The sequence below is a fragment of the Pseudomonas sp. SWRI22 genome (genome assembly GCF_014268395.2).
Classification (GTDB): domain Bacteria; phylum Pseudomonadota; class Gammaproteobacteria; order Pseudomonadales; family Pseudomonadaceae; genus Aquipseudomonas; species Aquipseudomonas paracarnis.
This window is the reverse complement of sequence record NZ_JABWQK020000001.1, coordinates 2,522,014-2,548,284: the sequence shown is the minus strand read 5'-3', so window position 1 is coordinate 2,548,284 and position 26,271 is coordinate 2,522,014. Positions and strand designations below refer to the sequence as shown.

Annotated in this window: 21 protein-coding genes; 11 read left to right on the top strand and 10 right to left on the bottom strand. The window is 61.9% G+C overall.

Features of this window, described 5'->3' with window-relative positions; genetic code table 11:
* Positions 1-127 precede the first annotated feature (127 nt).
* Positions 128-2,593 (bottom strand): penicillin-binding protein 1A, encoded by a 2,466-nt coding sequence (locus tag HU730_RS11200; protein ID WP_034125573.1) that lies wholly within the window; start codon positions 2,591-2,593, stop codon positions 128-130.
* Between the two features lie 229 nt (positions 2,594-2,822).
* Here HU730_RS11200 and pilM point away from each other — a divergent pair, with 229 nt between their 5' ends.
* The 10 genes from pilM to hemE all read left to right on the top strand — a co-directional run bounded on the left by pilM (position 2,823) and on the right by hemE (position 17,239).
* Complete coding sequence (pilM, locus tag HU730_RS11195) at positions 2,823-3,479, top strand: type IV pilus assembly protein PilM (RefSeq protein ID WP_034125864.1); 657 nt, start codon at positions 2,823-2,825, stop codon at positions 3,477-3,479.
* Positions 3,476-4,027 (top strand): PilN domain-containing protein, encoded by a 552-nt coding sequence (locus HU730_RS11190; RefSeq protein ID WP_186526757.1) that lies wholly within the window; start codon positions 3,476-3,478, stop codon positions 4,025-4,027. The genes pilM and HU730_RS11190 overlap by 4 nt, the downstream gene beginning before the upstream one ends.
* On the top strand, positions 4,024-4,995 hold the full coding sequence (locus HU730_RS11185) for a pilus assembly protein PilP (RefSeq protein WP_186526758.1): 972 nt from the start codon (positions 4,024-4,026) through the stop codon (positions 4,993-4,995). The genes HU730_RS11190 and HU730_RS11185 overlap by 4 nt, the downstream gene beginning before the upstream one ends.
* A gap of 69 nt (positions 4,996-5,064) precedes the next feature.
* Complete coding sequence (locus HU730_RS11180; protein WP_060764880.1) at positions 5,065-6,390, top strand: type IV pilus secretin PilQ family protein; 1,326 nt, start codon at positions 5,065-5,067, stop codon at positions 6,388-6,390.
* Positions 6,391-6,394: 4 nt separating this feature from the next.
* Positions 6,395-6,913, top strand: a complete 519-nt coding sequence (gene aroK, locus HU730_RS11175; protein ID WP_003187914.1) for a shikimate kinase AroK — start codon at positions 6,395-6,397, stop codon at positions 6,911-6,913.
* Positions 6,914-7,039: 126 nt separating this feature from the next.
* Positions 7,040-8,140, top strand: coding sequence for a 3-dehydroquinate synthase (aroB, locus tag HU730_RS11170; protein WP_072445815.1), 1,101 nt, complete (start codon positions 7,040-7,042; stop codon positions 8,138-8,140).
* A 9-nt stretch (positions 8,141-8,149) separates the two neighbouring features.
* Positions 8,150-9,727 carry an AAA family ATPase gene (locus HU730_RS11165; protein ID WP_186526759.1) on the top strand — a complete coding sequence of 526 codons (1,578 nt, stop codon included), beginning with the start codon at positions 8,150-8,152 and terminating at the stop codon, positions 9,725-9,727.
* Positions 9,728-10,078: 351 nt separating this feature from the next.
* Complete coding sequence (gene gltB, locus HU730_RS11160) at positions 10,079-14,524, top strand: glutamate synthase large subunit (protein ID WP_186526760.1); 4,446 nt, start codon at positions 10,079-10,081, stop codon at positions 14,522-14,524.
* Positions 14,525-14,556: 32 nt separating this feature from the next.
* Complete coding sequence (locus tag HU730_RS11155; protein ID WP_046070563.1) at positions 14,557-15,975, top strand: FAD-dependent oxidoreductase; 1,419 nt, start codon at positions 14,557-14,559, stop codon at positions 15,973-15,975.
* A 196-nt stretch (positions 15,976-16,171) separates the two neighbouring features.
* On the top strand, positions 16,172-17,239 hold the full coding sequence (hemE, locus tag HU730_RS11150) for a uroporphyrinogen decarboxylase (protein WP_034125581.1): 1,068 nt from the start codon (positions 16,172-16,174) through the stop codon (positions 17,237-17,239).
* Positions 17,240-17,354: 115 nt separating this feature from the next.
* Here the strand turns inward: hemE and HU730_RS11145 are convergent, their stop codons facing one another.
* Positions 17,355-18,629 carry an MFS transporter gene (locus HU730_RS11145; RefSeq protein WP_186526761.1) on the bottom strand — a complete coding sequence of 425 codons (1,275 nt, stop codon included), beginning with the start codon at positions 18,627-18,629 and terminating at the stop codon, positions 17,355-17,357.
* A gap of 124 nt (positions 18,630-18,753) precedes the next feature.
* On the opposite strand from HU730_RS11145, the gene HU730_RS11140 reads away from it, so the two are divergent.
* Positions 18,754-19,647 carry a LysR family transcriptional regulator gene (locus HU730_RS11140; protein WP_034125583.1) on the top strand — a complete coding sequence of 298 codons (894 nt, stop codon included), beginning with the start codon at positions 18,754-18,756 and terminating at the stop codon, positions 19,645-19,647.
* A 102-nt stretch (positions 19,648-19,749) separates the two neighbouring features.
* Here the strand turns inward: HU730_RS11140 and HU730_RS11135 are convergent, their stop codons facing one another.
* The 8 genes from HU730_RS11135 to HU730_RS11100 are packed head-to-tail and all read right to left on the bottom strand — an operon-like array spanning position 19,750 to position 26,240.
* Positions 19,750-20,169: a hypothetical protein gene (locus HU730_RS11135; RefSeq protein ID WP_003187927.1), complete on the bottom strand. Its 420-nt coding sequence runs from the start codon at positions 20,167-20,169 to the stop codon at positions 19,750-19,752.
* A gap of 26 nt (positions 20,170-20,195) precedes the next feature.
* On the bottom strand, positions 20,196-21,422 hold the full coding sequence (locus tag HU730_RS11130; protein WP_032893933.1) for a beta-ketoacyl-ACP synthase: 1,227 nt from the start codon (positions 21,420-21,422) through the stop codon (positions 20,196-20,198).
* Complete coding sequence (gene fabG, locus HU730_RS11125) at positions 21,422-22,150, bottom strand: 3-oxoacyl-ACP reductase FabG (protein WP_014716589.1); 729 nt, start codon at positions 22,148-22,150, stop codon at positions 21,422-21,424. The genes HU730_RS11130 and fabG overlap by 1 nt, the downstream gene beginning before the upstream one ends.
* Entirely contained in the window at positions 22,147-22,608 is a 462-nt protein-coding gene (locus HU730_RS11120; RefSeq protein WP_034125584.1) for a hotdog family protein, read from the bottom strand. The genes fabG and HU730_RS11120 overlap by 4 nt, the downstream gene beginning before the upstream one ends.
* A complete protein-coding gene (locus HU730_RS11115; protein WP_186526762.1) occupies positions 22,605-23,771 on the bottom strand; it encodes a beta-ketoacyl-[acyl-carrier-protein] synthase family protein in 1,167 nt (388 codons plus the stop codon). Before HU730_RS11115 ends, HU730_RS11120 begins: the two co-directional genes overlap by 4 nt.
* On the bottom strand, positions 23,768-24,250 hold the full coding sequence (locus HU730_RS11110; protein WP_186526763.1) for a hypothetical protein: 483 nt from the start codon (positions 24,248-24,250) through the stop codon (positions 23,768-23,770). Before HU730_RS11110 ends, HU730_RS11115 begins: the two co-directional genes overlap by 4 nt.
* Positions 24,247-24,996 carry a class I SAM-dependent methyltransferase gene (locus tag HU730_RS11105; protein WP_186526764.1) on the bottom strand — a complete coding sequence of 250 codons (750 nt, stop codon included), beginning with the start codon at positions 24,994-24,996 and terminating at the stop codon, positions 24,247-24,249. The genes HU730_RS11110 and HU730_RS11105 overlap by 4 nt, the downstream gene beginning before the upstream one ends.
* Positions 24,993-26,240, bottom strand: a complete 1,248-nt coding sequence (locus HU730_RS11100) for an NAD(P)/FAD-dependent oxidoreductase (RefSeq protein ID WP_186526765.1) — start codon at positions 26,238-26,240, stop codon at positions 24,993-24,995. The genes HU730_RS11105 and HU730_RS11100 overlap by 4 nt, the downstream gene beginning before the upstream one ends.
* Between the last annotated feature and the right edge of the window lie 31 nt (positions 26,241-26,271).

The window sequence follows — 26,271 nt, the reverse complement described above, 5'->3', positions numbered from 1 at the left end:
TCCCACGCTCTGCGTGGGAATGCCCACCTGGACGCTCCGCGTCTGCTTTTAAGATCGTGACGCAGAGCGTCACAGGATGCATTCCCACGCGGAGCGTGGGAATGATCGGCCGATCAGCGTGATCAGGTCAGAACAAATCGATCGGCGCGCCTTCATCCGCCGGCAGTGGGCTGCCCGGCACTGCGCCGTTGCCCAGTTCGTTGACCGATGGCGGTGTGTCTTCGCTCTTGAACAGCTCGAAGTACGCATTCGGCGTGCTCGGTGAAGCTGCGCGGCCACTGATCGGGTCGATGCGCAGGCTGAGGATGCCTTCTGGCTCTGGCTGGGTGTGCAGCGGCTTGTCCTTGAGCGCTGCGCCCATGTAGCTCATCCAGATCGGCAGGGCGACGGTGCCACCAAACTCGCGGCGGCCCAGGCTTTCAGGCTGGTCATAGCCGGTCCACACGGTGGTCACGTAGTCGCCGTTGTAGCCGGAGAACCACGCGTCCTTGGACTCGTTGGTGGTACCGGTCTTGCCAGCGATATCCGCACGGCCCAGAGCCAGTGCGCGGCGGCCGGTGCCCTTCTTGATCACGTCTTGCAGGATGCTGTTGAGGATGTAGGTAGTGCGGCCGTCCACGATGCGCTCGGCAACCGCTGGCGCTTGCGGTTCGGCCGGTGCGCCGGCGTTTGCGGCCGGCGGTGTGCCTGGCGTCGCCTCGATGGTGATACCGCCGTTGCTCGGTACCGCAAGCCCGTCGGTCGCGGCCACACCATTGACCACGTCGCCGGGTACCCGTGGCGGGTTGGCGGTGAACAGGGTGTCGCCATTGCGGCTTTCGATCTTGTCGATCAGGTACGGCGCGATCTTGTAGCCGCCGTTGGCAAAGGTGCTCCAGCCGGTGGCGATTTCCATCGGCGTGAGGGTCGCGGTACCCAGGGCCAGGGACAGGTTTGGCGGCAGGTCCGACTTGGCGAAGCCAAAGCGCGTCATGTAGTCGATGGTCTTGCCTACGCCCATCGCCTGCAACAGGCGGATCGACACCAGGTTGCGTGACTTGTACAGCGCCTCGCGGATACGGATCGGGCCGAGGAACGTGTTGGTGTCATTCTTGGGGCGCCAGACCTTGTCCAGATATTCATCGACAAACACGATTGGCGCGTCGTTGACCAGGCTGGCGGCGGTGTAGCCGTTGTCCAGCGCGGCACTGTAGACAAACGGCTTGAAACTGGAGCCCGGCTGGCGCTTGGCCTGGGTAGCGCGGTTGTAGTTGCTCTGCTCGAAGGCAAAGCCGCCGACCAGTGCGCGGATCGCACCGTTCTGCGGGTCCAGGGACACCAGGGCGCCCTGGGCGAGCGGCACCTGGCTGAATTTGAGGCTGTCATCCTTTTGGCGTTGCACGCGGATCAAATCACCCACCTGGGCCACGTCGGATGGCTGCTTGGGCATCGGGCCCATGCTGTTGGTGTTCAGGAACGGGCGTGCCCACTTCATGCTGTCCCAGGCTACATGGGCTTCGCCAGAGCGGGTCAGCACTTGGATGCCGTCCTTGGTTACCTGGGTGACGATGGCCGGGTCCAGGCCGCTGATCGAACGCTGTTTGCCCAATTCGGTGGTCCAGGCACTCAGGGTCTTGCCCGGCAGGCGCGACTCGGGGCCACGGTAGCCGTGACGCTGGTCATAAGTGATCAGACCTTCATGTACCGAGTGGTTGGCGATTTCCTGCAAGTTGCTCGGCACCGTCGTGGTGACGCGGAAACCTTCGGTGTAGGCCTCGCTGCCATAACGGCCAACCATCTCGGCGCGGGCCATTTCGGCGATATAGGGTGCATTCACTTCTGGGGTCGGCACGTGATAGCTGGCGTTCAGCGGCTCGGCTACGGCACTTTCATAAGCGGCCTGGTCGATCTTGCCCAGTTTGTACATGCGGCCCAGGATCCAGTCACGGCGTTCTTTACTGCGCGCCGGGTTGGCCAGCGGGTTGAAGCGCGACGGTGCCTTGGGCAGGCCGGCGATCATCGCCATTTGCGCCAGGCTGGCGTCACGAATCGACTTGCCGTAGTAGACCTGGGACGCGGCCTCGATGCCGTAGGCGCGGTTGCCCAAGTAGATCTTGTTGACGTACAGCTCGAGGATTTCATCCTTGGTCAACTGGCGTTCGATCTGCAGCGCCAGCAGGATTTCGGTGGCCTTGCGGGAAAAGCTGCGTTCGCTGGTGAGGAAGAAGTTCTTCGCCACCTGCATGGTGATGGTGCTGCCACCCGATTGAATGTGTCCACTTTTTACCAATTGCGTGGCTGCACGCACCAGGCTGCTGGGGTCTACGCCGTAGTGGTTGGCGAAATTATCGTCTTCGGCAGACAGCAAAGCGCTGATGAAATTGGGTGGAATGTCGGCGAAACGGATCGGTGTGCGGCGCATTTCGCCGAACTCCGCGATCAGTTTTTCATCGCTGCTGTAGACCCGCAAAGGAATCTGCAACTGGATACTTCTGAGGGCCTCTACGGAGGGCAAACCCGGACTAAGGTAGAGGTAGGCCCCGCTGAGTACGAGCAGCAGCCCGCAAACGATGGCGACAATGGAGTACCCGAAAAACTTCAGCAGACGAATCAAGGCTTTTGGATTTCCAGAGAAAAGAATGAGTTACGCGTCGGGGATGCATGGCAAACGATGGATCGACCCGGGCAGCAGATAAAAAGCGGGAAAAAACGCTGGGCATTAAAGCATTTTTCAGCTTGGGGCGTCATTCGCGAGCCTTGAACAAGCCGACCGAATGCAAGGTGCCTGGCAGCAATCAGGCGAGATGACAGCCGGTATGACAGGGAAAGTTTTGGGGAGTTTTATGGGAAAGGGATTTTTCAGGCGAAAAGTCGACACGGTGTTGGGGGTCGATATCAATGACAGCGGCATCAAGCTGATCGAACTGGGCCGTTCATCAGGCGGTTTCAGCGTCCAGGGCTACGTTATGCAAATGCTGCCGCCCCAGGCGGTGGTGGACGGCACCTTGCTGGACCTTGAGGGAGTGGGCCGTATGCTGCAACAGGCACTGTCGCGCCTGGGTACCTCGGCCCGGTACGCCGCCGTGGCGGTTGCGGGCCCGTCGGTAATTACCCGGCTGATTGACATGGACGCCGGCCTCAGTGATGAGGAAATGGCCTGGAAGATCCAGATGGAAGCCGACCAGTTCATCCCCTATCCATTGGACGAGGTGGCCATCGACTTTCAGGTTCAAGGGCCATCGGCTCAAGGCCCGCAGTGGGTAGAGGTGATGCTGGCGGCGTGCCTGCGTGAGCAGGTCGAAGCGCGCGAGGCGGTTTTGGCCTTGGCGGGGCTGGTGCCGCGGGTGGTCGATGTAGAAGGGTTTGCATTGGAGCGCGCTTGCCTTCAGGATTTTGCCAGCTTCACGCCGGGTCATAGAGTCGATGGTGCACAATGGGCCTTGGATGCCCAAGGGATGGGAGTGGCTTGCGGGCTGGCCCTTAGGAGTTTCGCTGGATGACACGAATCAATCTTTTGCCTTGGCGCCAGGCCCTCGCGGAGCGCAGGCGCAAATACCTGTTGGTGCTATTGCTGGCGTTTGCCTGCGTGGCGCTCGCGGCACTGTGGTTGGCTGATCAAGTGATCGACCAGGCGATAGACCGGCAGGTAAGCCGCAACAGCCGCCTGGAAGAGCACATCGCTACCCAGGACTCGCGGATCAGGACTATCGACGACTTGCAGGCGCGAAGCCAGCAACTGGCCGAACGCATGAAGGTGGTTCAGGACCTGCACGATGCCCGCTCTTCCGGTGCCCGATTGTTCGAGCAATTGGCTCGCTCGGTGCCTGAAGGTGTCCATCTGCATGAGGTGGTTGCGAACGGCGACACCATCAGCATTCGCGGCACGGCAGAAAGCAACCAGGATATCGCCCGTTTGATGCAGCAACTCAAGCCAATCCACGGCTCCAGTTCGACCCGTCTGCAGCGCGTGCAAGCCGAAGGTGCACGCGGCGAAAGTGAATTCCAGCTGATGGTGCGCCAGGGAGAGTCCAGCGAGGGGCAACCATGAGCCTGCCCAGGCTCGATTTTTCCACGCTCTCTTACAACGCTGCCAAATGGTCCCTGCCGGGCAAGGTGCTGCTTGGCTGTGCGCTGGCCGGCATGGTGTTAGTGCTAGGCGAGGTTTCGCATGGGGGGCCGCAGCGGGAGCGATTGCACGGGCTTGAGGCGCGGGAGCAGGCGCTGCAGCAGCAACTCACAGAAAAGACCGGCCTGGCCGCGAGCCTTGAGCTGCGCACCCGGCAAGTCCGGAGCATGGAAGACAATCTTGCCAGCCTTCTAGGGCAATTGCCCGGCGAGTCCGAGGTGCCTGCCGTGCTGGAAGACATCGCCCGGCTGGCGTCTGCCCATGGGGTGTGGGTCGAAGGCATCACCGTGCTGGATGAAGCGCCTCGGCAGCTTTATATCGAACAACCCATGCAGATAAGCGCGTCCGGGGTTTACCACGACCTGGCGACGTTTGTCAGTGCCTTGGGTGGGTTGCCACGGGTCGTTACCGTGCAGGATATTGCGCTCGGGCATCAGGGCGCCTTGTTGCGTCTGAACATGCTCGCCAAGACCTATCGCAGCACCCTGCAAAACGGCAAGGCCCGTCAGGTGCTCGACCCAGGGCCGCAATTTGTCTACGAACCCTCGTCCTTGCGCGACCCGTTCACGCCGCCCGCCTTGCAGGCACCGCACGTTCCGGGCCGCCCGGCCTTTGCCCCGGATTTCACCCGGTCACGGGGACTGTTGGAGGGTATGCGCCTCGATCAGTTCGAAATGGTCGGTACGTTGTCCCGTGGTGCGCAGGCCTTTGCCTTGTTGCGGGCTGGGGCCAGGGTGTATCGGCTGGCGGTGGGTGATTACCTGGGGCCGGACCATGGCCAGGTCACGGCCATTCAAGACGCTGCTGTCGAGCTGGTGGAGCTGTTTCCCGATGGACAGGGCGCCTGGCTGGAACGCCCGCGAACCCTTGTGCTGAACGTCAACTCATAACGGAATCAAACAATGAAAAGGACCTTCTCGTCCTTCGGTGTGGCGCTATGGATAGCGTTTACGGCACCGATGGCTGCTGCTGTGCCCAATCGCCTGGACCTTATCCAACTGCCGCCGCCCGACAGTGCCCAGCCGGTCAGCTATACAGGCGCCAAGCTGACCCTGAATTTCCAGGACATCGACCTGCGCGCGGTCTTGCAGCAAATTGCCGATGTCGCCGGGCTCAACCTGGTGACCAGCGATGAGGTGCAGGGCTCGATCACCCTGCGGCTCAAGGATGTGCCCTGGGACCAGGCTCTGGACCTGGTACTGCAAACCAAGGGCTTGGACAAGCGAGTCAAGGCGGGCGTGTTGCTGGTGGCGCCCGCCGATGAATTGGCTGCTCGCGAGCTGTTGATGCTGGAGTCGCGCAAGCAGATGGCCGAGCTGGCGCCCTTGCGTCGGGAGCTGCTGCAGGTCAATTACGCCAAGGCCGCCGACCTGGCCAAGCTGTTTCAGTCGGTGACCGGCTTTGAGGGCGCCACCGATGAGCGCGGTTCGGTGGCGGTGGATGACCGCACCAACAACATCATCGCCTACCAGACTGGCGAGCGGCTCGAAGAGCTGCGGCGCATCGTGGCGCAACTGGATATCCCGGTACGCCAGGTCATGATCGAGGCGCGGATTGTGGAGGCCAATGTCGACTACGACAAAAGCCTGGGTGTGCGCTGGGGTGGGCGGCTCACCCGCGGCAACAGCGGCGTTGGCGGTATTGGCAAGCCGCTGGCGGAGGGTGCCGAGCCGCCGCAAAACCCACCCAGTTCACCCTTTGTCGACTTGGGGTCGCTGGCCGGAACCTCGGGCCTGGGGATCGCCTATATCACCGACAACCTGTTGCTGGACCTTGAGCTGACCGCCATGGAAAAAACCGGCAACGGTGAGATCGTCTCGCAGCCCAAGGTCGTCACCTCCGACAAAGAGACTGCACGCATCCTCAAAGGCACCGAGATTCCTTATCAGGAATCCACCTCCCAGGGTGCCACCTCGGTGTCGTTCAAAGAGGCCTCGCTGTCGCTTGAAGTCACGCCGCAAATCACTCCCGACGACCATGTGATCATGGCGGTCAAGGTCACCAAGGATGAGCCCGACTACCTGAACCGACTCAATGACGTGCCGCCGATCAAGAAAAACGAGGTCAACGCCAAGGTTCTGGTCAGGGATGGCGAGACCATCGTCATTGGCGGGGTTTTCTCCAACACCCAAAGCAAAGTGGTAGATAAAGTGCCATTTTTGGGCGATGTGCCGTATCTTGGCCGCCTTTTCCGGCGCGATGTGCTGGCGGAGAAAAAATCCGAGCTGCTGGTATTCCTGACTCCGCGTATCATGAATAACCAGGCGATTGCTGTGAGTCGTTGATTCTGTGCGAAATTTGATTCTTGTAGGGCCGATGGGGGCTGGAAAAAGCACCATCGGCCGTTTGCTGGCCAAAGAGCTGCGCCTGCCGTTCAAAGATTCCGACAAGGAAATTGAATTGCGCACGGGTGCCAATATCCCATGGATCTTCGATAAAGAAGGCGAGCTGGGCTTTCGTGACCGCGAGCAGGCGATGATTGCCGAGCTGTGCGGCTGCGATGGCGTGGTATTGGCGACCGGCGGTGGCGCCGTCATGCGCGATGAAAACCGTCGGGCGCTGCATGCCGGTGGTCGGGTGGTGTATTTGCACGCGTCGGTCGAACAGCAGGTGGGCCGTACCGCCCGTGATCGCAATCGCCCGTTGCTGCGCACCGCCGACCCGGCGAAAACCCTGCGGGACCTGCTGGCGCTGCGCGATCCGCTGTATCGGGAAATCGCCGATCTGGTGGTGGAAACCGATGAGCGGCCACCTCGGATGGTCGTACTTGACATCCTTGAGCGCCTGCAACGGTTGCCACCCCGTTAAAGCCTGGCCCGAAATGCGCTATTCTCGGGGGCGCGCCATGACCTTATAAGGTATGGCGTAGAGCCACCAGGCGGTGTCGAGATGTCGACAGTGCCGGTCGTTAATACATCTTCAACGCGGGGACACATGCAGACACTTAAGGTCGATCTAGGCGAGCGCAGCTACCCGATCCACATTGGCGCAGGTCTGTTGGACCAGCCCGAACTGCTTGCGCCGCATATTGCCGGCCGACAGGTGGCAATCATCTCCAACGAAACGGTCGCGCCGCTGTACCTTGAGCGTCTGAGCCGCAGCCTGGCGGCGTACTCGGTGATCTCCGTGGTGTTGCCTGACGGCGAAGCCCACAAAAACTGGGAAACCCTGCAACTGATCTTTGATGGCCTGCTGACTGCGCGCCATGACCGTCGAACCACTGTGGTCGCCCTGGGCGGCGGTGTGATTGGCGACATGGCCGGGTTTGCCGCGGCCTGCTACCAGCGCGGCGTGGATTTTATCCAGGTGCCGACCACCTTGCTGTCCCAGGTCGATTCGTCGGTGGGGGGCAAGACCGGTATCAACCACCCGCTGGGCAAGAACATGGTCGGCGCGTTCTACCAGCCTCAGGCTGTGCTGATCGACACCGCTACCCTCAACACCTTGCCGCCGCGCGAGCTGTCGGCGGGCCTGGCGGAAGTCATCAAGTACGGGCTGATCTGCGATGAGCCGTTCCTGACCTGGCTGGAAGAACACATGGACGCCTTGCGCGGCCTCGATCAGGTAGCCCTGACCGAAGCGATCTCCCGCTCTTGCGCGGCCAAGGCGCTGGTGGTCAATGCCGACGAGCGCGAGTCCGGCGTGCGGGCCACGCTGAACCTGGGCCACACCTTCGGCCATGCGATCGAAACTCACATGGGCTATGGTGTGTGGTTGCATGGGGAGGCCGTGGCGGCTGGTACGGTGATGGCATTGGATATGTCGCAGCGCCTGGGCTGGATCAGCGCCCAAGAGCGTGATCGCGGTATCCGCCTGTTCCAGCGTGCCGGTTTGCCGGTCGTTCCGCCCACGGAGATGACCGAGGCGGATTTCCTTGAACATATGGCGATAGACAAGAAAGTGATCGACGGTCGACTTCGACTGGTACTGCTGCGCCACATCGGCGAAGCCGTGGTGACCGACGATTATCCAAAAGAGATTCTACAGGCCACGCTGGGAGCGGATTACCGCGCCCTGGCCCAGCTCAAAGGTTAATAAGACCCGATGACTAGTTTGCATGCCGACGAGGCGTTCCTCGGCCATTATCACTTGAGCCACGACCCCTTCGCACCACGGGTGCCGGGTTTCAAGTTCTTCCCCGCCCAGCGCAAGCCGGTACTTGGGCAGTTGCATCACCTTGCGCGCTACAGCCAGTTGCTGCTGGTGGTGACCGGCCCTCTGGGCAGCGGCAAGACCTTGCTGCGCCAGGCGCTGGTGGCCAGCACCAACAAACAATCGGTGCAGAGCGTGGTGGTGTCTGCCCGCGGTGCCGGTGATGCGGCTGGCGTACTGCGCGAGGTGGCGCAAGCGTTGAACGTCTCCAACGCCGAGCCGAACGCGATTCTCAAGCAGGTGGTGCAATTGGGCCTGACCGGCCAGGAAGTCTACCTGCTGGTAGACGATGCCGAGCAGCTCGACGAATCGGCCCTGGAAGCCTTGCTGGCCCTGGCAGCGGGTACGCCGGAAGGTCGCCCGCATGTGTTCCTGTTCGGTGAGTCGTCGTTGATCGCCGATCTGGAGCAGATCAGCGGTGAGCAGGAGCTGTTTCACGTCATCGAGTTGCAGCCGTACGAAGAGGAAGAAACCCGCGAATACCTTGCACAACGTCTTGAAGGCGCAGGGGCGGGTATCGAACTTTTCACCGCTGCGCAGATCTCTGATATTCACGAAAGCTCCGATGGCTGGCCTGGAAACATCAACCAGGTTGCCCGCGATGCCATGATCGAAGCCATGATTGCCAGCCGCTCTGCGGTCAAGCGTCCAAAGATGGGGTTCACTATGCCTAAGAAGCACGTATTGGCTATTTCCGCCGTTGTCGTGGTCGCTGTTGCCGCCGCCTGGTTGATCCCGGGCCGCAACAAAGCACCGACAACCACTGGCGCGCCAACCGAACAGGCGCAGTTGCCACTGGGCAAGCCCACGCCAAACGTCGAATTTGCCAACTCCGGCCAACCGACCAACCTGCCGATGGTCGGCCAACCTGTGATGCGCGGCCCTCTTGCCGAAGAAGCCGGTGGCATCTCCGAAGGTGACGACGGTGTGCCGGTGGAAGGCTCCAGCGCCACGCCGCCGACCGTGACCACCACCGCGCCACCTGCAGGCGTACCGGCCGGTGTGCCAGCGACGCCGGTTGCTCCGGTCGCCAAGCCGACTCCGACGCCGGCGCCCACCGTTGCTACCGCCAAGCCTGCTCCGGTGACCAAGCCTGTCGCACCAGCGCCAGCCGCCAAACCAGCCCCTGCCGCCAAGCCAGCGGAAAAACCAGCCGCCACCGTTGCCAAAGCCGACGCTGCTGGCAGCAGCTGGTACAGCAGCCAGCCTACCGGTAACTTTGTGGTGCAGATCCTCGGCACCAGCTCCGAAGCCAATGCCCAGGCATTCGTCAAAGAGCAGGGCGGCCAGTACCGTTATTTCAAGAAAGTGCTCAACGGCAAGCCTCTCTATGTGATCACCTACGGCAGCTTCCCAAGCCGCGCCGCAGCCGATTCTGCCATCAAGGCCTTGCCAGCGAAGGTTCAGGCTGGTAAACCTTGGCCTCGCACTGTTGCCAGCGTTCAACAAGAACTGGCAGCAACTCGCTGAAGATCCGGCGGCCTTACCCAGGCCGCCCTCCCGGCACCTCAAAAAATCCGCAAGTGCGTGCAGTCTCCCGAGACCGCGCGCTTTGTGGTGTCTGCGTCACAGTGGCTTTTGAGTCGTAGCGGTCAGAATTAAAAAAGTTTTGACTAGCACAGCATATCGCTTTAAACCTTTCATAAATGCGACATAGATTTGCGACATTTCGTCGCTAAATTTGTGAGCGTCTGTGTCGGTGTGTACAATGACCTCCCTTTTGCCCCCGCTAAGCCGGCGTACGTTCGGCGTGGAAGGTAACCGGTTGAATTGAAAAGAAATTTGCCTCGGTAAAAGAGGCAGCCTGGTGAGAAAGTGTCTATGAAAGCAGGTCTGTACCAACCCGATGAATTCAAGGATAACTGCGGTTTCGGCCTGATAGCCCACATGCAGGGCGAACCCAGTCATACCCTTTTGCAAACGGCCATCGAGGCCCTGACCTGCATGACCCACCGCGGTGGGATCAACGCCGACGGCAAGACCGGTGACGGCTGTGGCTTGCTGATTCAAAAGCCCGACCAGTTCCTGCGCGCTGTCGCCAAAGAGCAATTCGCGGTCGAACTGCCCAAGCAGTACGCCGTGGGCATGGTGTTTTTCAACCAGGACCCGGTAAAAGCCGAAGCCGCTCGCGAGAACATGAACCGCGAGATCGCCGCCGCCGGCCTGCAAATTGTCGGATGGCGCAAAGTGCCCATCGACACCAGCGTACTCGGCCGCCTGGCCCTGGAGCGCCTGCCGCAGATCGAACAAGTGTTCATCGCCGGCGATGGCCTGAGCGACCAGGACATGGCGATCAAGCTGTTCACGTCCCGTCGTCGTTCGTCGGTGCTCAACGCCGCCGACACCGACCATTACATCTGCAGCTTTTCCCACAAGACCATCATTTATAAAGGCCTGATGATGCCGGCGGACCTCACCGCCTTCTATCCAGACCTGAGCGATGAGCGCCTGCAAACCGCAATCTGCGTGTTCCACCAGCGCTTTTCCACCAATACCCTGCCGAAATGGCCGCTGGCCCAGCCATTCCGCTTCCTCGCCCACAACGGCGAGATCAATACCATCACTGGCAACCGCAACTGGGCCCAGGCCCGTCGCACCAAGTTCGCCAACGATTTGATGGACCTCGAAGAGCTCGGCCCGCTAGTCAATCGCGTGGGTTCCGACTCCTCCAGCATGGACAACATGCTCGAACTGATGGTCACCGGCGGCATCGACCTGTTCCGTGGCGTGCGCATGATCATTCCGCCAGCGTGGCAGAACGTCGAGACGATGGACCCGGACCTGCGTGCGTTCTACGAGTACAACTCGATGCACATGGAACCGTGGGACGGCCCGGCCGGCGTGGTCATGACCGACGGCCGCTATGCGGTGTGCCTGCTCGACCGTAACGGCCTGCGCCCGGCGCGTTGGGTGACCACCACCAACGGTTTCATCACCCTCGCCTCGGAAATCGGCGTGTGGGACTACAAGCCTGAAGACGTGATCGCCAAAGGCCGTGTGGGCCCTGGCCAGATCCTGGCCGTGGACACCGAGACCGGGCAGATCCTCGATACCGACGCCATCGACAACCGCTTGAAGTCCCGTCACCCGTACAAGCAATGGCTGCGCAAGAACGCCCTGCGCATCCAGGCGACCATGGAAGACAACGACCACGGTTCGGCTTTCTATGACGTGGACCAGCTCAAGCAGTACATGAAGATGTACCAGGTCACGTTCGAAGAGCGCGACCAGGTGCTGCGTCCGCTCGGTGAGCAAGGCTACGAGGCCGTCGGCTCCATGGGCGATGACACGCCAATGGCCGTGCTGTCCCAGCGCGTACGCACGCCGTACGACTACTTCCGCCAGCAGTTCGCCCAGGTGACCAACCCGCCGATCGACCCGCTGCGTGAAGCCATCGTGATGTCCCTGGAAGTGTGCCTCGGCGCCGAGCGCAACATCTTCCAGGAATCGCCTGAGCATGCCTCCCGTGTGATCCTCAGCTCGCCGGTCATTTCCCCGGCCAAATGGCGCTCGCTGATGACCCTTGAGCGTCCGGGCTTCGATCGTCAGATCATCGACCTGAACTACGACGAGAGCCTGGGCCTTGAAGCCGCAGTGCGTAACGTTGCTGACCAGGCTGAAGAAGCCGTGCGTGCCGGTCGTACCCAGATCGTACTGACCGACCGCCATATCGCGCCTGGCAAGTTGCCGATCCACGCGTCCCTGGCGACCGGTGCGGTGCACCACCGCCTGACCGAAAAAGGCCTGCGCTGCGACTCCAACATCCTCGTGGAAACCGCCACTGCCCGCGACCCGCATCACTTTGCGGTGCTGATCGGTTTCGGCGCTTCGGCGGTGTACCCGTTCCTCGCGTACGAAGTGCTGGGTGACCTGATCCGTACCGGTGAAGTGCTGGGCGACCTCTATGAGGTGTTCAAGAACTACCGCAAGGGCATCACCAAGGGCCTGCTGAAGATCCTGTCGAAGATGGGTATCTCCACCGTCACCTCCTACCGTGGCGCGCAGTTGTTCGAAGCCATCGGTCTGTCCGAAGAAGTCTGCGAGCTGAGTTTCCGTGGCGTACCGAGCCGCATCAAGGGTGCGCGTTTCGTCGACATCGAAGCCGAGCAGAAAGCCCTGGCCGCCGAAGCCTGGAGCGCGCGTAAGCCGATCCAGCAAGGTGGCCTGCTCAAGTTCGTGCACGGTGGCGAATACCATGCCTACAACCCGGACGTGGTCAACACCCTGCAAGCCGCTGTGCAGCAGGGCGACTACGCCAAGTTCAAGGAATACACGAGCCTGGTGGATAACCGCCCGGTGTCGATGATCCGCGACCTGTTCAAGGTGAAGACCCTGGACACGCCGATGGACATCGCCGAAGTCGAGCCGCTGGAATCGATCCTCAAGCGCTTCGACTCCGCCGGTATTTCCCTGGGCGCCTTGTCGCCCGAGGCTCACGAAGCCCTGGCCGAAGCCATGAACCGCCTGGGTGCGCGTTCCAACTCCGGCGAAGGCGGTGAAGACCCGGCGCGCTACGGCACGCTCAAAAGCTCGAAGATCAAGCAGGTGGCCACCGGCCGTTTCGGGGTGACCCCGGAGTACCTGGTGAATGCCGAGGTGCTGCAGATCAAGGTGGCCCAAGGCGCCAAGCCGGGTGAGGGTGGTCAATTGCCAGGCGGTAAGGTCAACGGTCTGATCGCCAAGCTGCGTTACGCCGTACCGGGCGTGACCTTGATTTCGCCACCGCCGCACCACGACATCTACTCGATTGAAGACTTGTCGCAGTTGATCTTCGACCTCAAACAAGTCAACCCCCAGGCCCTGGTCTCGGTGAAACTGGTGGCAGAAGCCGGCGTCGGCACCATCGCAGCCGGTGTGGCCAAGGCCTATGCCGACCTGATCACCATCTCCGGCTACGACGGCGGCACCGGCGCTTCGCCGCTGACCTCGATCAAGTACGCCGGTGCACCGTGGGAACTCGGCCTGGCCGAAACCCACCAGACCCTGCGCGGCAACGACCTGCGCGGCAAGGTGCGAGTACAGACCGACGGCGGCCTGAAAACCGGCCTCGATGTGATCAAGGCCGCGATCCTCGGAGCCGAAAGTTTCGGCTTCGGCACTGCGCCCATGATCGCCCTGGGCTGCAAATACCTGCGCATCTGCCACCTGAACAACTGCGCCACCGGCGTGGCGACTCAGAACGAAAAACTGCGCAAGGATCACTACATCGGCACCGTCGACATGGTGGTGAATTTCTTCACCTACGTCGCCGAAGAAACCCGTGAGTGGCTGGCCAAATTGGGCGTGCGTTCGCTGGAAGAGCTGATCGGTCGCACCGACCTGTTGGACATCCTCGAAGGCCAGACCGCCAAGCAACAACATCTGGACCTCACGCCGCTGTTGGGCAGCGATCACATCCCGGCAGACAAGCCACAATTCTGCCAGGTGGACCGCAACCCACCGTTCGACAAAGGCCTGCTGGCCGAGAAAATGGTCGAAATGGCCGGCTCCTCGATCAACGACGCCAGCGGTGGCGAATTCGCCCTGGATATTTGCAACTGCGACCGTTCCATCGGCGCACGCATCTCCGGCGAAATCGCACGCAAGCACGGCAACCAGGGCATGGCGAAAGCGCCGATCACCTTCCGCTTCAAGGGCACTGCGGGCCAGAGCTTCGGCGTGTGGAACGCCGGCGGCCTGCACATGTACCTGGAAGGCGACGCCAACGACTACGTGGGCAAGGGCATGACTGGCGGCAAACTGGTCATCGTTCCGCCGGCTGGCAGCGTGTACAAGACCCAGGACAGTGCCATCATCGGCAACACCTGCCTGTACGGCGCCACCGGTGGCAAGCTGTTTGCCGCAGGTACTGCCGGTGAGCGTTTCGCCGTGCGTAACTCCGGTGCCCACACCGTGGTGGAAGGCACTGGCGATCACTGCTGCGAGTACATGACCGGAGGCTTTGTCGCGGTACTGGGCAAGACCGGTTACAACTTCGGTTCGGGCATGACCGGCGGTTTCGCCTACGTGCTCGACCAGGACAACACCTTCGTCGACAAGGTCAACCACGAGTTGGTCGAGATCCAGCGTATCAGCGGCGAAGCCATGGAATCCTACCGGAACCACTTGCAGCACGTGCTGGACGAGTACGTCGAGGAAACCGGCAGCGAATGGGGTCGTAACCTCGCCGAAAACCTCGATGATTACCTGCGTCGTTTCTGGCTGGTCAAGCCCAAGGCTGCCAACCTGAAATCGTTGCTTTCCAGCATCCGTGCCAACCCGCAGTGATATGCGCCTGAACAGTTTGATGAGGTTTTAACATGGCTGAACGTCTGAATAACGACTTCCAGTTCATCGATGTCGGGCGCAAAGATCCGAAGAAGAAACTGTTGCGTCAACGCAAGAAAGAGTTCGTGGAAATCTACGAACCCTTCAAACCCCAGCACTCGGCCGACCAGGCCCACCGCTGCCTGGGGTGCGGTAACCCGTATTGCGAATGGAAGTGCCCGGTGCACAATTTCATTCCCAACTGGCTCAAACTGGTGGCCGAGGGCAACATCCTCGCCGCCGCCGAGCTGTCGCACCAGACCAACACCCTGCCGGAAGTCTGCGGCCGGGTGTGCCCGCAAGACCGTCTGTGTGAAGGTGCCTGCACCCTCAACGACGGCTTCGGCGCGGTGACCATCGGTTCGGTGGAGAAGTACATCACCGATACGGCGTTCGCCATGGGCTGGCGCCCGGACATGTCCAAGGTCAAGCCAACAGGCAAGCGCGTCGCGATCATCGGCGCGGGCCCTGCTGGCCTGGGGTGTGCCGACGTGCTGGTGCGTGGCGGCGTGACTCCGGTGGTGTTCGACAAGAACCCAGAAATCGGTGGCCTGCTGACCTTCGGTATCCCTGAGTTCAAGCTGGAAAAAACCGTACTCAGCCACCGTCGTGAAGTGTTCACTGGCATGGGTATCGAGTTCCGCCTCAATACCGAAATCGGCAAAGACATCACCATGGAGCAACTGCTCGCCGAATACGATGCGGTGTTCATGGGCATGGGCACCTACACCTACATGAAGGGCGGCTTTGCCGGTGAGGACTTGCCCGGCGTGTATGACGCGCTCGACTTCCTGATCGCCAACGTCAACCGCAACCTGGGCTTTGAAAAGTCGCCGGAAGATTTCGTCGACATGAAGGGCAAGAAGGTCGTGGTGCTGGGCGGTGGCGACACCGCGATGGATTGCAACCGCACCTCGATCCGCCAGGGCGCCAAGTCGGTGACCTGCGCTTATCGCCGTGACGAAGCCAACATGCCCGGCTCGCGCAAAGAGGTGAAGAACGCCAAGGAAGAAGGCGTGAAATTCCTCTACAACCGCCAGCCGATCGCCATCGTCGGTGAAGACCGTGTGGAAGGTGTGAAGGTGGTCGAGACCCGTCTCGGCGAACCGGACGCCCGTGGCCGTCGCAGCCCCGAGCCGATCCCGGGTTCCGAAGAAATCATCCCGGCTGACGCCGTGGTCATCGCCTTCGGTTTCCGCCCAAGCCCGGCGTCGTGGTTCGAGCAGTTCGAAATCCAGACCGACAGCCAGGGCCGCGTCGTGGCCCCGGAACAAGGCCAGTACAAGCACCAGACCAGCAACCCGAAGATCTTCGCCGGTGGCGACATGGTGCGCGGGTCGGACCTGGTGGTCACCGCGATCTTCGAAGGCCGTAACGCCGCCGAAGGCATCCTGGACTACCTGCAAGTCTGATGATCGTTCCCACGCTCTGCGTGGGAATGCCGCCAGGGACGCTCCGCGTCCCGAACAGCATGACGCGGAGCGTGGGAGCGATCCTGCGGCGGCATTGCCGCGACAAATTGACCCGATAGACAAAAGGCACGGTGCATTCCGTGCCTTTTGCGTCGCGCTCTGAGAAAATGCCCGCACTTTTTTTGCGGATGCCGACATGACTGCCCTCAAGAACGACCGTTTCCTTCGTGCCCTGCTCAAGCAACCCGTAGACGTCACCCCGGTGTGGATGATGCGTCAAGCCGGTCGCTATCTGCCGGAATACCGCGCCAGTCGCGCCAACGCCGGTGATTTCATGAGCCTGTGCATGAACCCGGAGTTCGCCTGCGAAGTCACGATGCAGCCGCTGGACCGCTACCCACAACTGGATGCGGCCATCCTCTTCTCCGATATCCTCACCATCCCGGACGCCATGGGCCAAGGCCTGTACTTCGAAACCGGTGAAGGCCCGCGCTTCAAGAAAGTCGTCAGCACCCTGGCCGATATCGAAGCCCTGCCGATCCCTGACCCACACAAAGACCTGGGCTACGTGATGGATGCTGTGAGCACCATCCGCCGCGAGCTCAACGGCCGCGTGCCGCTGATCGGTTTCTCCGGCAGCCCCTGGACCCTGGCCACCTACATGGTTGAAGGCGGCTCGTCGAAAGACTTCCGCAAGACCAAAGCCATGCTCTACGACAACCCGCAAGCCATGCACCTGTTGCTGGACAAGCTGGCGCAGTCGGTCACGTCCTACCTCAACGGCCAGATCATGGCAGGCGCCCAAGCGGTACAGATTTTCGACACCTGGGGTGGCAACCTGTCGTCGGCGGCGTACCAGGAGTTCTCCCTGGCCTACATGCGCAAGATCGTCAGCGGCCTGATCCGTGAACACGAAGGCCGCAAGGTTCCGGTGATCATGTTCACCAAAGGCGGCGGCCTGTGGCTGGAAAGCATCGCTGACGCGGGCGCCGATGCATTGGGCCTGGACTGGACCTGCGACCTCGGCGAAGCGCGCCGTCGCGTCGGCAACCAGGTTGCCCTGCAAGGCAACATGGACCCGACCGTGCTGTACGCCAAGCCAGAAGCGATCCGCGCCGAAGTCGGACGCATCCTGGCCAGCTATGGCAAGGGCAGTGGCCACGTGTTCAACCTTGGCCACGGCATCACACCGGAAGTGAACCCGGAGCACGCGGGTGCGTTCTTGCGCGCAGTGCACGAACTGTCGGCGCAATACCACGAGTAAAACGCAAAACAAAATGTGGGAGCTGGCTTGTCGGGTCGCCGCATCGCTGCGATGGCGGCGGCGAATTCAACACCGCTATCGCAGGCAAGCCAGCTCCCACATAAAGCCAGTCGCCTCAGGCTTTCACATGGCCCAGTGGCGGCAACTTCGCCAGCTTCAACGCCACCAGCAACGCGCCAATCAGCAGCGCGACGATAAACCCGCCAATCCCGTTCCACCCGGCAAAGTGCCAGAAAAACCCACCCGCAGTCCCGGCAATGCTCGACCCCACGTAATAGCAGAACAGGTACAGCGACGACGCCTGCCCCTTGGCTTTCACTGCGCGGCGGCCGATCCAGCTGCTGGCGACCGAGTGGGCGCCGAAGAAGCCGAAGGTGAACACCAGCATGCCTGGCACCACCAACCACAGCGGGGTGAACAGCGTCAGGGCCATGCCGGCGAGCATCAGCACGATGGTGCCCCATAGCACGCGGCGGCGGCCGAGGCGGTCGGCCAGTGAGCCGATCTTGGCCGAGCTGTAGATGCCCGAGAGGTACACCACTGACAGCAAACCGACCACCGCCTGGCTCAGATCGTAGGGGGAGGCCAGCAGGCGATAGCCGATGTAGTTGAACATTGTCACGAAGGCGCCCATCAGCAGGAAGGCTTCGAGAAACAGCCACGGCAGGCCGGCGTCCTTGAAGTGCATGACAAAGCCGTCCACCAGGCTGCGTGGCTTGAGGCTGGTGGCGCGGAAGTTGCGCGATTCGGGGAGGATCTTCCAGAACACCGTGGCAGCGATCAACGCCAGGGCGCCGATGATCAGCATTGCAGTGTGCCAACTGACGAAGTCGATCAACACGCCGATGATCAGGCGCCCGCTCATGCCCCCAATCGCGTTGCCGCCGATGTACAGGCCCATGGCCAGGCCGATGTGCTGCGGGTGGATCTCTTCGCTGAGGTAGGTCATGGCCACGGCGGCCAGGCCGCTCAAGGACAAGCCCACCAGTGCACGCATCAACAGGATGCCCTCCCAGCTCGGCATCAAGCCGCTGGCGATGGTGGCCAGCGCCGCACAGAACAACGCAGCGACCATCACCGGCTTGCGCCCCAGCCTGTCGGATATCGGCCCGGTGATCAGCAGGCCGCAGGCGAGCATGGCGGTCGCGACGGACAAAATCAGGCTGCTTTGCGCCGCATTGATGGAAAACTCGTGGGACAGCGCCGGCATCATCGGCTGCACGCAATACAACAGCGCAAAGGTGGCGAAGCCGCCGGAGAACAGTGCCAGCACGGTGCGCATGAACATCGGCGTGCCTTTTTCGATGTACGCGTCGTTGAGCTGCGCCACCACGTCATCAAGGGCTGAGGGCGGGGTGTGTTGGGCAAGTGGAGCAACAGCAGGATTCACGAGGGACCTCGGGGAGGAAAGTCTGCCAGGACTGACAATACGAAAAAGCATATAGCTGGCTAATGATTCTTTCCAATATATTGTTCGACCTGTTTGATAGCTTTTACGACCTAATGAGGCTTGCATGGAATTTCGCCATTTGCGCTACTTCATCGCCGTTGCCGAAGAACTGCACTTCGGCCGCGCCGCGCAGGTGCTGGGCATCTCGCAGCCGCCCCTGAGCCAGCAGATCCAGGCGCTGGAACACGAGCTGGGCGCACGCTTGTTCGAGCGTACCAATCGTCGGGTCGAGCTGAGCGAGGCCGGGCGCTTGTTCTTGCAAGAGGCACGGCTGGTGCTGGCCCAGGTCGACAAGGCGGCAGATGTGGCGCGGCGTGCGCAGTTGGGGGAACTGGGTGAATTGAAGATCGGCTTCACCTCGTCTGCGCCGTTCAACGCCAGCATTCCCCAGGCGATCTTTGCCTTCCGCCAGGCATTCCCGGCGGTGCATCTGAACCTGCAAGAAATGAGCAGCACCCAAGTAGCCGAGTCGCTGGTGGACGAGTCGATTCAGGTTGGGTTGATGCGGCCTTTGCCCTTGCCCGACTCACTGAACGTGATCGAGTTGATGCGCGAACCCTTGGTCGCGGTATTGAGCGCCGGCCACCCGTTGGCGCAAGGCAGTGAGCGCGGCTTGCATCTGGAGCAATTGGCCGAGGAGCCTTTCGTGTTCTTCCCGCGCAGTTACGGCAGCGGCTTGTACGCGCAGTTGCTCAACCTCGCTCGCGACGCCGGGTTCAGCCCGCACTTTGCTCAGGAAGCAGGGGAAGCAATGACCATCATCGGCCTTGTGGCGGCGGGGTTGGGGGTGTCGGTGCTGCCGGCGTCTTACCAGCGCATCCGCATTGATGGCGTGGTCTATCGCACCTTGCTCGACCCGCAGGCAGTGACGGCGGTGTGGCTGGTGCAGCGCAAGGGCGCGCAAACGCCAATGGCGAAAGGGTTTGTGGAGTTGTTGACGCGTAAGGCCGCTCAATAACCTGTGGCGAGGGGAGCTTGCTCCCGCTGGGTCGCGTAGCGGCCCTAAAAAATGGGCCTGCTGCGCAGTCCAGCGGGAGCAAGCTCCCTCGCCACAAGGGGGTCAGTTTTGGGGCGAAGTATTTGCTTCATTCACGCTGTAAGTACGCAACCCCGCCAGAATATCCCGATCCAGCATGCTCACCCAACGGTTGTAGTTGCGATGGATCTTACCGTCCTTGTAGCCCAGGTCGCGGCTGTCGCGGTAGGTGATGGCGTAGCTGTTGCGGGTGTAGCGGATGTCGATTGCGGCGTAGAACTGGCCGCGCACGGTGATCTCGGCCTGCACCAGTTGCGGGCTCAGGCGTTGTACCGTCCACTCGCGTTTTTGCAGGGCGGCGACGATCACCTGTTTCATTTTTTCTTCGCTGACCTGGCTCGTGGCCGGCAACTCGTGCTGGGTGTTGAGCACCGGTTTGCTGGTGCAGCCAGCCGTGGTCAGCAGGGCCAGCGTGATCAGGGTAGCGCGTAGCAGGGAAGACATTCCGTTTTCTCCAGTCGATTAAAAAGTCAGCTCCAGCGGCGGAAGATCAACGAGGTGTTGACGCCGCCGAAGGCAAAGTTGTTGTTCATCACGTAGTCGTTGTGCATCTGGCGAAAGCCACCTTGCAGGTAGTCCAGCTCGCCGCATTGCGGGTCGACCGCGTCCAGGTTGAAGGTGTGCACGTACTGGTCGCGGTTCATCATCTCGATGCTGAACCACGATTCCAGCGCGCCGCAGGCACCCAGGGTGTGGCCGAGGAAACTCTTCTGTGAACTGATCGGCATGCGGCTGCCAAACAGGCTGCTGGTGGCCAGGGTTTCGGCGATGTCGCCCTGATCGGTAGCCGTGCCATGGCCGTTCACGTAGCCGATGGCGGACGGTTCAAGACCTGCGTCTTCCAGGGCCAGCTCCATGGCGCGGCGCATGGTTTTCTGTTCCGGGCGGGTGGTGTGCTGGCCGTCGGCGTTGCTGCCGAAGCCAACCAGTTCAGCGTGAATATGCGCGCCTCGCGCCAACGCGTGCTCCAACTCTTCGAGCACCAACATTCCGCCACCTTCACCGATCACCAGGCCATCGCGGCCGCTGTCGTAGGGGCGCGGGCTGGTTTGCGGCGCATCGTTTTTCAGGCTGGTGGCGTACAACGCATCGAAGACCATAGCTTCGGTGGGGCACAGTTCTTCTGCGCCGCCCGCGAGCATCAACGGCAGGCGCCCGAACTTGATTGCCTCATAGGCGTAGCCGATGCCCTGGCTGCCGCTGGTGCAGGCGCTGGAGGTAGGAATCAGCCGGCCCGTGAGACCAAAGAAGATGCTGATATTTGCCGCCGTGGTGTGGGGCATCATGCGCACATAGGAGTTGGCATTGAGCCCCTCGGCCACCGAGTTGAGCAGCATATTGCCAAACGCCTTGATCTCATCGGTGCTGCCGGTGGACGAGCCACAGGCCACGCCCATGCGTCCGTCCTTGATCGACTCGTCACCGAGCAGGCCGGCGTCTTGCAAGGCCTGCTCCGCCGCCCACACGGCCAGGCGCGAGACGCGGCCCATGCTGCGCAGTTGTTTGCGCGTCCAGTGAGCAGGCACGACGAAATCGTCGATAGGGCCGGCCAGGCGCGTGTTCAGTTCGGTGAAACGGTCCCACTCATCCATGCGCCGAATGCCGCTGCGGTTGGCGCGAAAGTTGGCGGCGATGGTGTCCCAGTCGCTGCCCAGGGAGGTCACGCCGGCCATGCCGGTGACGACAACGCGCTTCATCAGCACAGGCCCCCGTTCACGGCCAGCACCTGGCGCGTGATATAGCCGGCTTCGGCCGACATCAGGAAGTTCACGGCGCCGGCGACTTCTTCCGGCGTGCCCATGCGTTGGGCCGGGATCATTTTCATCAGTTCTTCTACCGGCACGTTTTCATCCAGCATCGCGGTGTCGATCAGGCCCGGCGCCACGCAGTTGACGGTGATCTTGCGCTTGCCCAGCTCGATGGCCAGCGCCTTGGCCGCGCCGATCAAGCCGGCTTTGGAGGCGCTGTAGTTGACCTGGCCGCGGTTGCCGATCAGCCCGGACACCGAGGTGATGCACACGATACGCCCGGCGGCGCGGCGCCGAATCATCGGCATCATCACCGGGTGCAGCACGTTGTAGAAACCATCCAGGTTGGTGCGCATCACCACATCCCAATCGTCTTCCGACAGAGCAGGAAAGGCGCCGTCGCGGGTCAGGCCGGCATTGAGCACCACGCCGTAATAGGCGCCATGCTGCTCCACATCGGCCTCAAGGATCTCTTTGCACGCAGCGCGATCCGCCACGTCGAACTGCAGCACGCGTGCCTCGCGCCCCAGGGCTTGGACCTCGAGCTGTACCGCGTCGGCTTCGGCACGACCGCTGCGGCAATGCAGCACAATGTCATGGCCGGCCTGGGCCAGGCGCAGGGCAATGGCGCGGCCGATACCACGGCTGGAGCCGGTGACCAGTACGGATTCAGTCATGGCGTTTCGTCCTTCGATTCATCTAAATAGTTGGCCGCCTGGGGCGGTCGAAATACGTTCAAGCGCGCGCTGGCCTGGATACCGTCGCCGGTGAGGTGGCATTCGAACACGCCCATGCCGTTGTCGTCTTCCAGGGAGCGCAGGCCGTGGATATGCAGCTCGGCACCGACCGGAAAGTGCTCCACGTTGCACTCGAACTTACGTGTGCCCAACAGGAAACCGAGTTCCACGGCCTTGCCTTGCTGGCGTGCATGGCAACCGGCATACGCGGCGACGCTTTGCGCCATCAGCTCGATGCCGACCCAGGCTGGCAGGCTGCCGTCAGCACGGTTGAACAGGCCGCCGGGCTTGACGGTGACGCGGGTGTGGATCTGCTCTTCATCGAACGACAGCACCTGGTCGATCAGGATCATGTCGCCCGCATGGGGCAGCAGTTCGGCGAGTGGCCAATCGATCATGGGGCCTCTGCGATTATCAGGCTGACATTGTTACCGCCGAAGGCAAACGAGTTGCTCATCAGGCAGGGTTTTTTCAAGCTGTCGCCGCTGCGCACCCATTGCAAGGCGGGCAGCGCCGGGTCGGGATGGCCGTCCCATACGTGGGGTGGCAGCAGGCGATGGGTCAGGCTCAGCCAGCAGAACGCGGCTTCCAGTGCCCCGGCAGCGCCGAGGGTGTGGCCGGTCATGGGCTTGGTCGATGAGCAGGCGACGCCGCCTGGAAAGAGGCTGGCGACCGCCAGGCTTTCCATGGCGTCGTTGTGTTGGGTCGCGGTGCCGTGCAGGTTCAGGTAGCCGATCTGCTCGGGCGAAAGCTTCGCGCAGGCTAAGGCCTTGCGCATGGCCAGCAACGCGCCCTTGCCGCTGGGCTCGGGCGCGGAGATATGGTGCGCGTCGCAACTGGCGCCGCTGCCCAGCAAGGCGATGGGGGCCGGCTCGCGGCTCATCAGGAACAGCACCGCCGCTTCACCGATATTGATGCCGTTGCGGTTCACCGAGAACGGATTACAGCGCTCGGCAGACACTGCTTCCAGCGCGGTAAACCCGTTCAGCGTCAGCTTGCACAGGCTGTCCACGCCGCCGCAGATCACCGCATCGCACACCCCCAGGTCCAACAGGCGCTGGGCGCTCATCAATGCTCGGGCGCTGGAGGTGCAGGCGGTGGAAATCACATAGGCCGGGCCGCTCACGTTCAACCAGTCGGCGAGGAAGTTGGCCGGGGCGCTGAGTTCCTGTTGCTGGTAATCGTAGTCAGCGGGGAACTGCGTGTTCTGCAGGTAATGGGCAATGCCACGGCTGGCTTCGTCAATGCCCGAGGTGCTGGTGCCCAGCACAACCCCGACCCGGTCAGCGCCGTAGGTTTGGATGGCCTGACGAATCTGATCTTCGATCTGCAGCGCCGCTTCCAACAGCAACTGGTTATTGCGACTGCTTTGCTGGGCCAGTTCCGGGGGCAGGCTCGCCAGTTCGCCGTGTACGGCGGCCACCGGCACGACGCGCTCCGGCACCCAGCCGCTTTCGGCACGCATGCCCGAGCAGTCGCCGGCAAACAGCTTGCGGCTGACTTGCGCCTGGCCACGGCCAAGGGCGCAGATCACGCCAAGGGCGTTGAGGTAGGCGGTCATCGGCTCACACCCAGCGGGCTGATGCGGTAACTCAGCGGCGGGTCGGCCATGTTCACGCTGAACACCTCGGAAGACTGATAGACGATCTGCCAGTGGCCCGGCAGCGTGCGCGTCAGGTCCATCGCCTGGGCAGTGGGATACAACGCCGGTACGTCACCGGGCGCGGTCAGGGCAAACAGCAGCGCGGCAAATAGCGTGCGCGCCTGGGGGTTGGGCGGCAGCAAGCCGTCTGCCTGCCACTGCCCATCAAGCAGTTTTTGCCGGGCCAGGGGAATGCCCAGCGGGTCCATCATCGACCAGCGAATCGCGCGGCCTTCGCGCTGGATCACCAGCAGCCAGTCCTGGCTCTGGCTGTCCGCCAGGCGCTGCACATGCAATTGCATCGGCAAGGCCAGGGCCGGTATTTTTTCCGGCAGCGGCGCCTGGCTGGCACAGGCGCTGAGCAGCAACAGGCAACTTATCAACAGCAGGCGCATCATGGGGCCGTATTCTCCACAGGTTTACGGGCCACGCAGTTGACCAGGGTTTCCTCGCGCTGGCCCACCGGCGGTGCCTTGCGCAGGCCCCAACGTTCCAGCAGGCCGAAGTCACTGGAACGGCTCCACCACAAGTAAGGGTACGAAATGTTCTGAGCAGCGAACTCAAAGCCCTGCTCGCGCAGCATCTCCAGGTACTCTTCGGCGCTTTTCTGCACATGCATCGGGTGGCGGAACAGCCAGCGAATCACCCAGGTGTCGATGTAGGCTTCGGTGGATTCGGCAAACAGCAGATAGCCGCCCGGCTTGAGCACCCGATAGAACTCCTTGAGTGCGCGATGTTGTTCCACCAGATGATGGAAGGTCTGGTGGCAGAACAGGATATCGACGCTGGCATCCGCTAGGTTGAGGGTCGCGCAGTCGCTGCCGATCAGCTCGACGTCCAGGCCCAGCCGCGCGGCTTCTTCACGGCTCAGTGCCAGGCTGTGAGGGTCGGCATCCAGGCCGATCAGGCGCGAAGGCGCGAACACCTGATGCAGCAACTGGAAGGATTTGCCCTGGCCGCAACCGGCATCCAGCAACACCGGCGCCACCGGCAGCGGCTCGCTGAACAGGCTGCGCAGGTCATTGATCGCCACGCGCAATACGTGATGCTGCCAGGTATGGCTGCGCAGGAACCAGAAGCCGAACTTGGTTTCTTCGACGTAGTTTTGACTCAGGTAGTTTTTTTCAACGCCAGGGCTGCTCATACCGCTTCACTCGCACAAATATCCGACAACATCCGCAAGCGCCGTTTCGGCTCGCTGACAAACGGGTTGCGTTCATCCCAGGCGTAACCGGCCAGGATAGAGCTGATCATGCGGCGAATCTCCGGTGAACTGCCAGGATGGAAAATCACGTCCTGGAACGTGCCCGCGTACCAGCCCTCGACGTAGCAACGGAAGGTATCGACACCGCGCTTGAGCGGTTCGGCGAACTCGGTTTGCCAGTCCACCGTTTCTCCGCTCAATTGGCGGTGCAGCACTCCTGCGGCCATGCTGGCCGAACGCATGGCAATGGTCACGCCGGAAGAGAACACCGGGTCGAGGAATTCCGCCGCATTGCCCAGTAGCGCAAAGCCTGGACCGTGCAGGGTTTTGACGTTGGCCGAGTAGCCGCCGATGGTGCGCGCCGGGGTATCCCAGACGGCATTTTGCAGCACGGCGGACAGGCTTGGGGTTTGCTCGATAAAGCCGCGCAGGCAGGCGTCGAGGTCGCTGTCGGCACCCTCGAAATGCTCTTTGGCTGCGACCACGCCTACCGAGCAACGGCCGTTACTGAACGGGATGGTCCAGAACCAGATATCGCGCTTGGTCGGGTGAGTGGTCACCAGGATTTTGCTGCGGTCAAAGCCTGGGTGTTCGATACGGTCTTCGACGTGGGTGAATACGGCCTGGCGCTGCGGGAAATTCGACGGTGCTTCCAGGTCCAGCAGGCGTGGCAACACACGGCCGTAGCCGCTGGCATCGAGCACGAACCTGGCCTTGAGGTGGTACTCGCTGCCATTCTGGCGGCGCACATGCAAATACCGGCTCTCGGCAGAAAAATCCACGCCGACAATGGTTTGGCCGTAGCGGATTTCCACGCCTTGCAACGCCGCCTGGTCGGCCAGCAATTTGTCGAACTCGCCGCGCTGCACCTGGAAGGTGGTGGGCTTGCCGTTGCTGAAGGTGTCGCTGAAATCAAAGGCACTGTAGCGCTCGCCCCAGGCGAAGGCCGCGCCGGTTTTTACCTGGGAGCCTGCAGCTTGCACAGCGTCGAGCATGCCGGCTTCTTCGATGAAGTCGATGCAGTGCGACAGCAGGCTTTCGCCAATCGAGAAACGCGGGAAATGCTCGCGCTCGATGATCAATACATCATGCCCTTTGCGCTTTAACAGCGCGGCCGCGATGGCACCTGAAGGCCCGGCACCGATCACCACCACCTGGCGACGTTCCATTTCAACTGTGGGCACGAGGGCTCCTTGCCGCATGGGCGCTAATCAC

Coding starts and splice junctions, on each gene's coding strand:
- pilM (WP_034125864.1), top strand. CDS start 2,823: ATGGGAAAGGGATTTTTCAGGCGAAAAGTCGACACGGTGTTGGGGGTC.
- HU730_RS11190 (WP_186526757.1), top strand. CDS start 3,476: ATGACACGAATCAATCTTTTGCCTTGGCGCCAGGCCCTCGCGGAGCGC.
- HU730_RS11185 (WP_186526758.1), top strand. CDS start 4,024: ATGAGCCTGCCCAGGCTCGATTTTTCCACGCTCTCTTACAACGCTGCC.
- HU730_RS11180 (WP_060764880.1), top strand. CDS start 5,065: ATGGCTGCTGCTGTGCCCAATCGCCTGGACCTTATCCAACTGCCGCCG.
- aroB (WP_072445815.1), top strand. CDS start 7,040: ATGCAGACACTTAAGGTCGATCTAGGCGAGCGCAGCTACCCGATCCAC.
- HU730_RS11165 (WP_186526759.1), top strand. CDS start 8,150: ATGACTAGTTTGCATGCCGACGAGGCGTTCCTCGGCCATTATCACTTG.
- gltB (WP_186526760.1), top strand. CDS start 10,079: ATGAAAGCAGGTCTGTACCAACCCGATGAATTCAAGGATAACTGCGGT.
- HU730_RS11155 (WP_046070563.1), top strand. CDS start 14,557: ATGGCTGAACGTCTGAATAACGACTTCCAGTTCATCGATGTCGGGCGC.
- hemE (WP_034125581.1), top strand. CDS start 16,172: ATGACTGCCCTCAAGAACGACCGTTTCCTTCGTGCCCTGCTCAAGCAA.
- HU730_RS11140 (WP_034125583.1), top strand. CDS start 18,754: ATGGAATTTCGCCATTTGCGCTACTTCATCGCCGTTGCCGAAGAACTG.
- HU730_RS11135 (WP_003187927.1), bottom strand. CDS start 20,169: ATGTCTTCCCTGCTACGCGCTACCCTGATCACGCTGGCCCTGCTGACC.
- HU730_RS11130 (WP_032893933.1), bottom strand. CDS start 21,422: ATGAAGCGCGTTGTCGTCACCGGCATGGCCGGCGTGACCTCCCTGGGC.
- fabG (WP_014716589.1), bottom strand. CDS start 22,150: ATGACTGAATCCGTACTGGTCACCGGCTCCAGCCGTGGTATCGGCCGC.
- HU730_RS11120 (WP_034125584.1), bottom strand. CDS start 22,608: ATGATCGATTGGCCACTCGCCGAACTGCTGCCCCATGCGGGCGACATG.
- HU730_RS11115 (WP_186526762.1), bottom strand. CDS start 23,771: ATGACCGCCTACCTCAACGCCCTTGGCGTGATCTGCGCCCTTGGCCGT.
- HU730_RS11110 (WP_186526763.1), bottom strand. CDS start 24,250: ATGATGCGCCTGCTGTTGATAAGTTGCCTGTTGCTGCTCAGCGCCTGT.
- HU730_RS11105 (WP_186526764.1), bottom strand. CDS start 24,996: ATGAGCAGCCCTGGCGTTGAAAAAAACTACCTGAGTCAAAACTACGTC.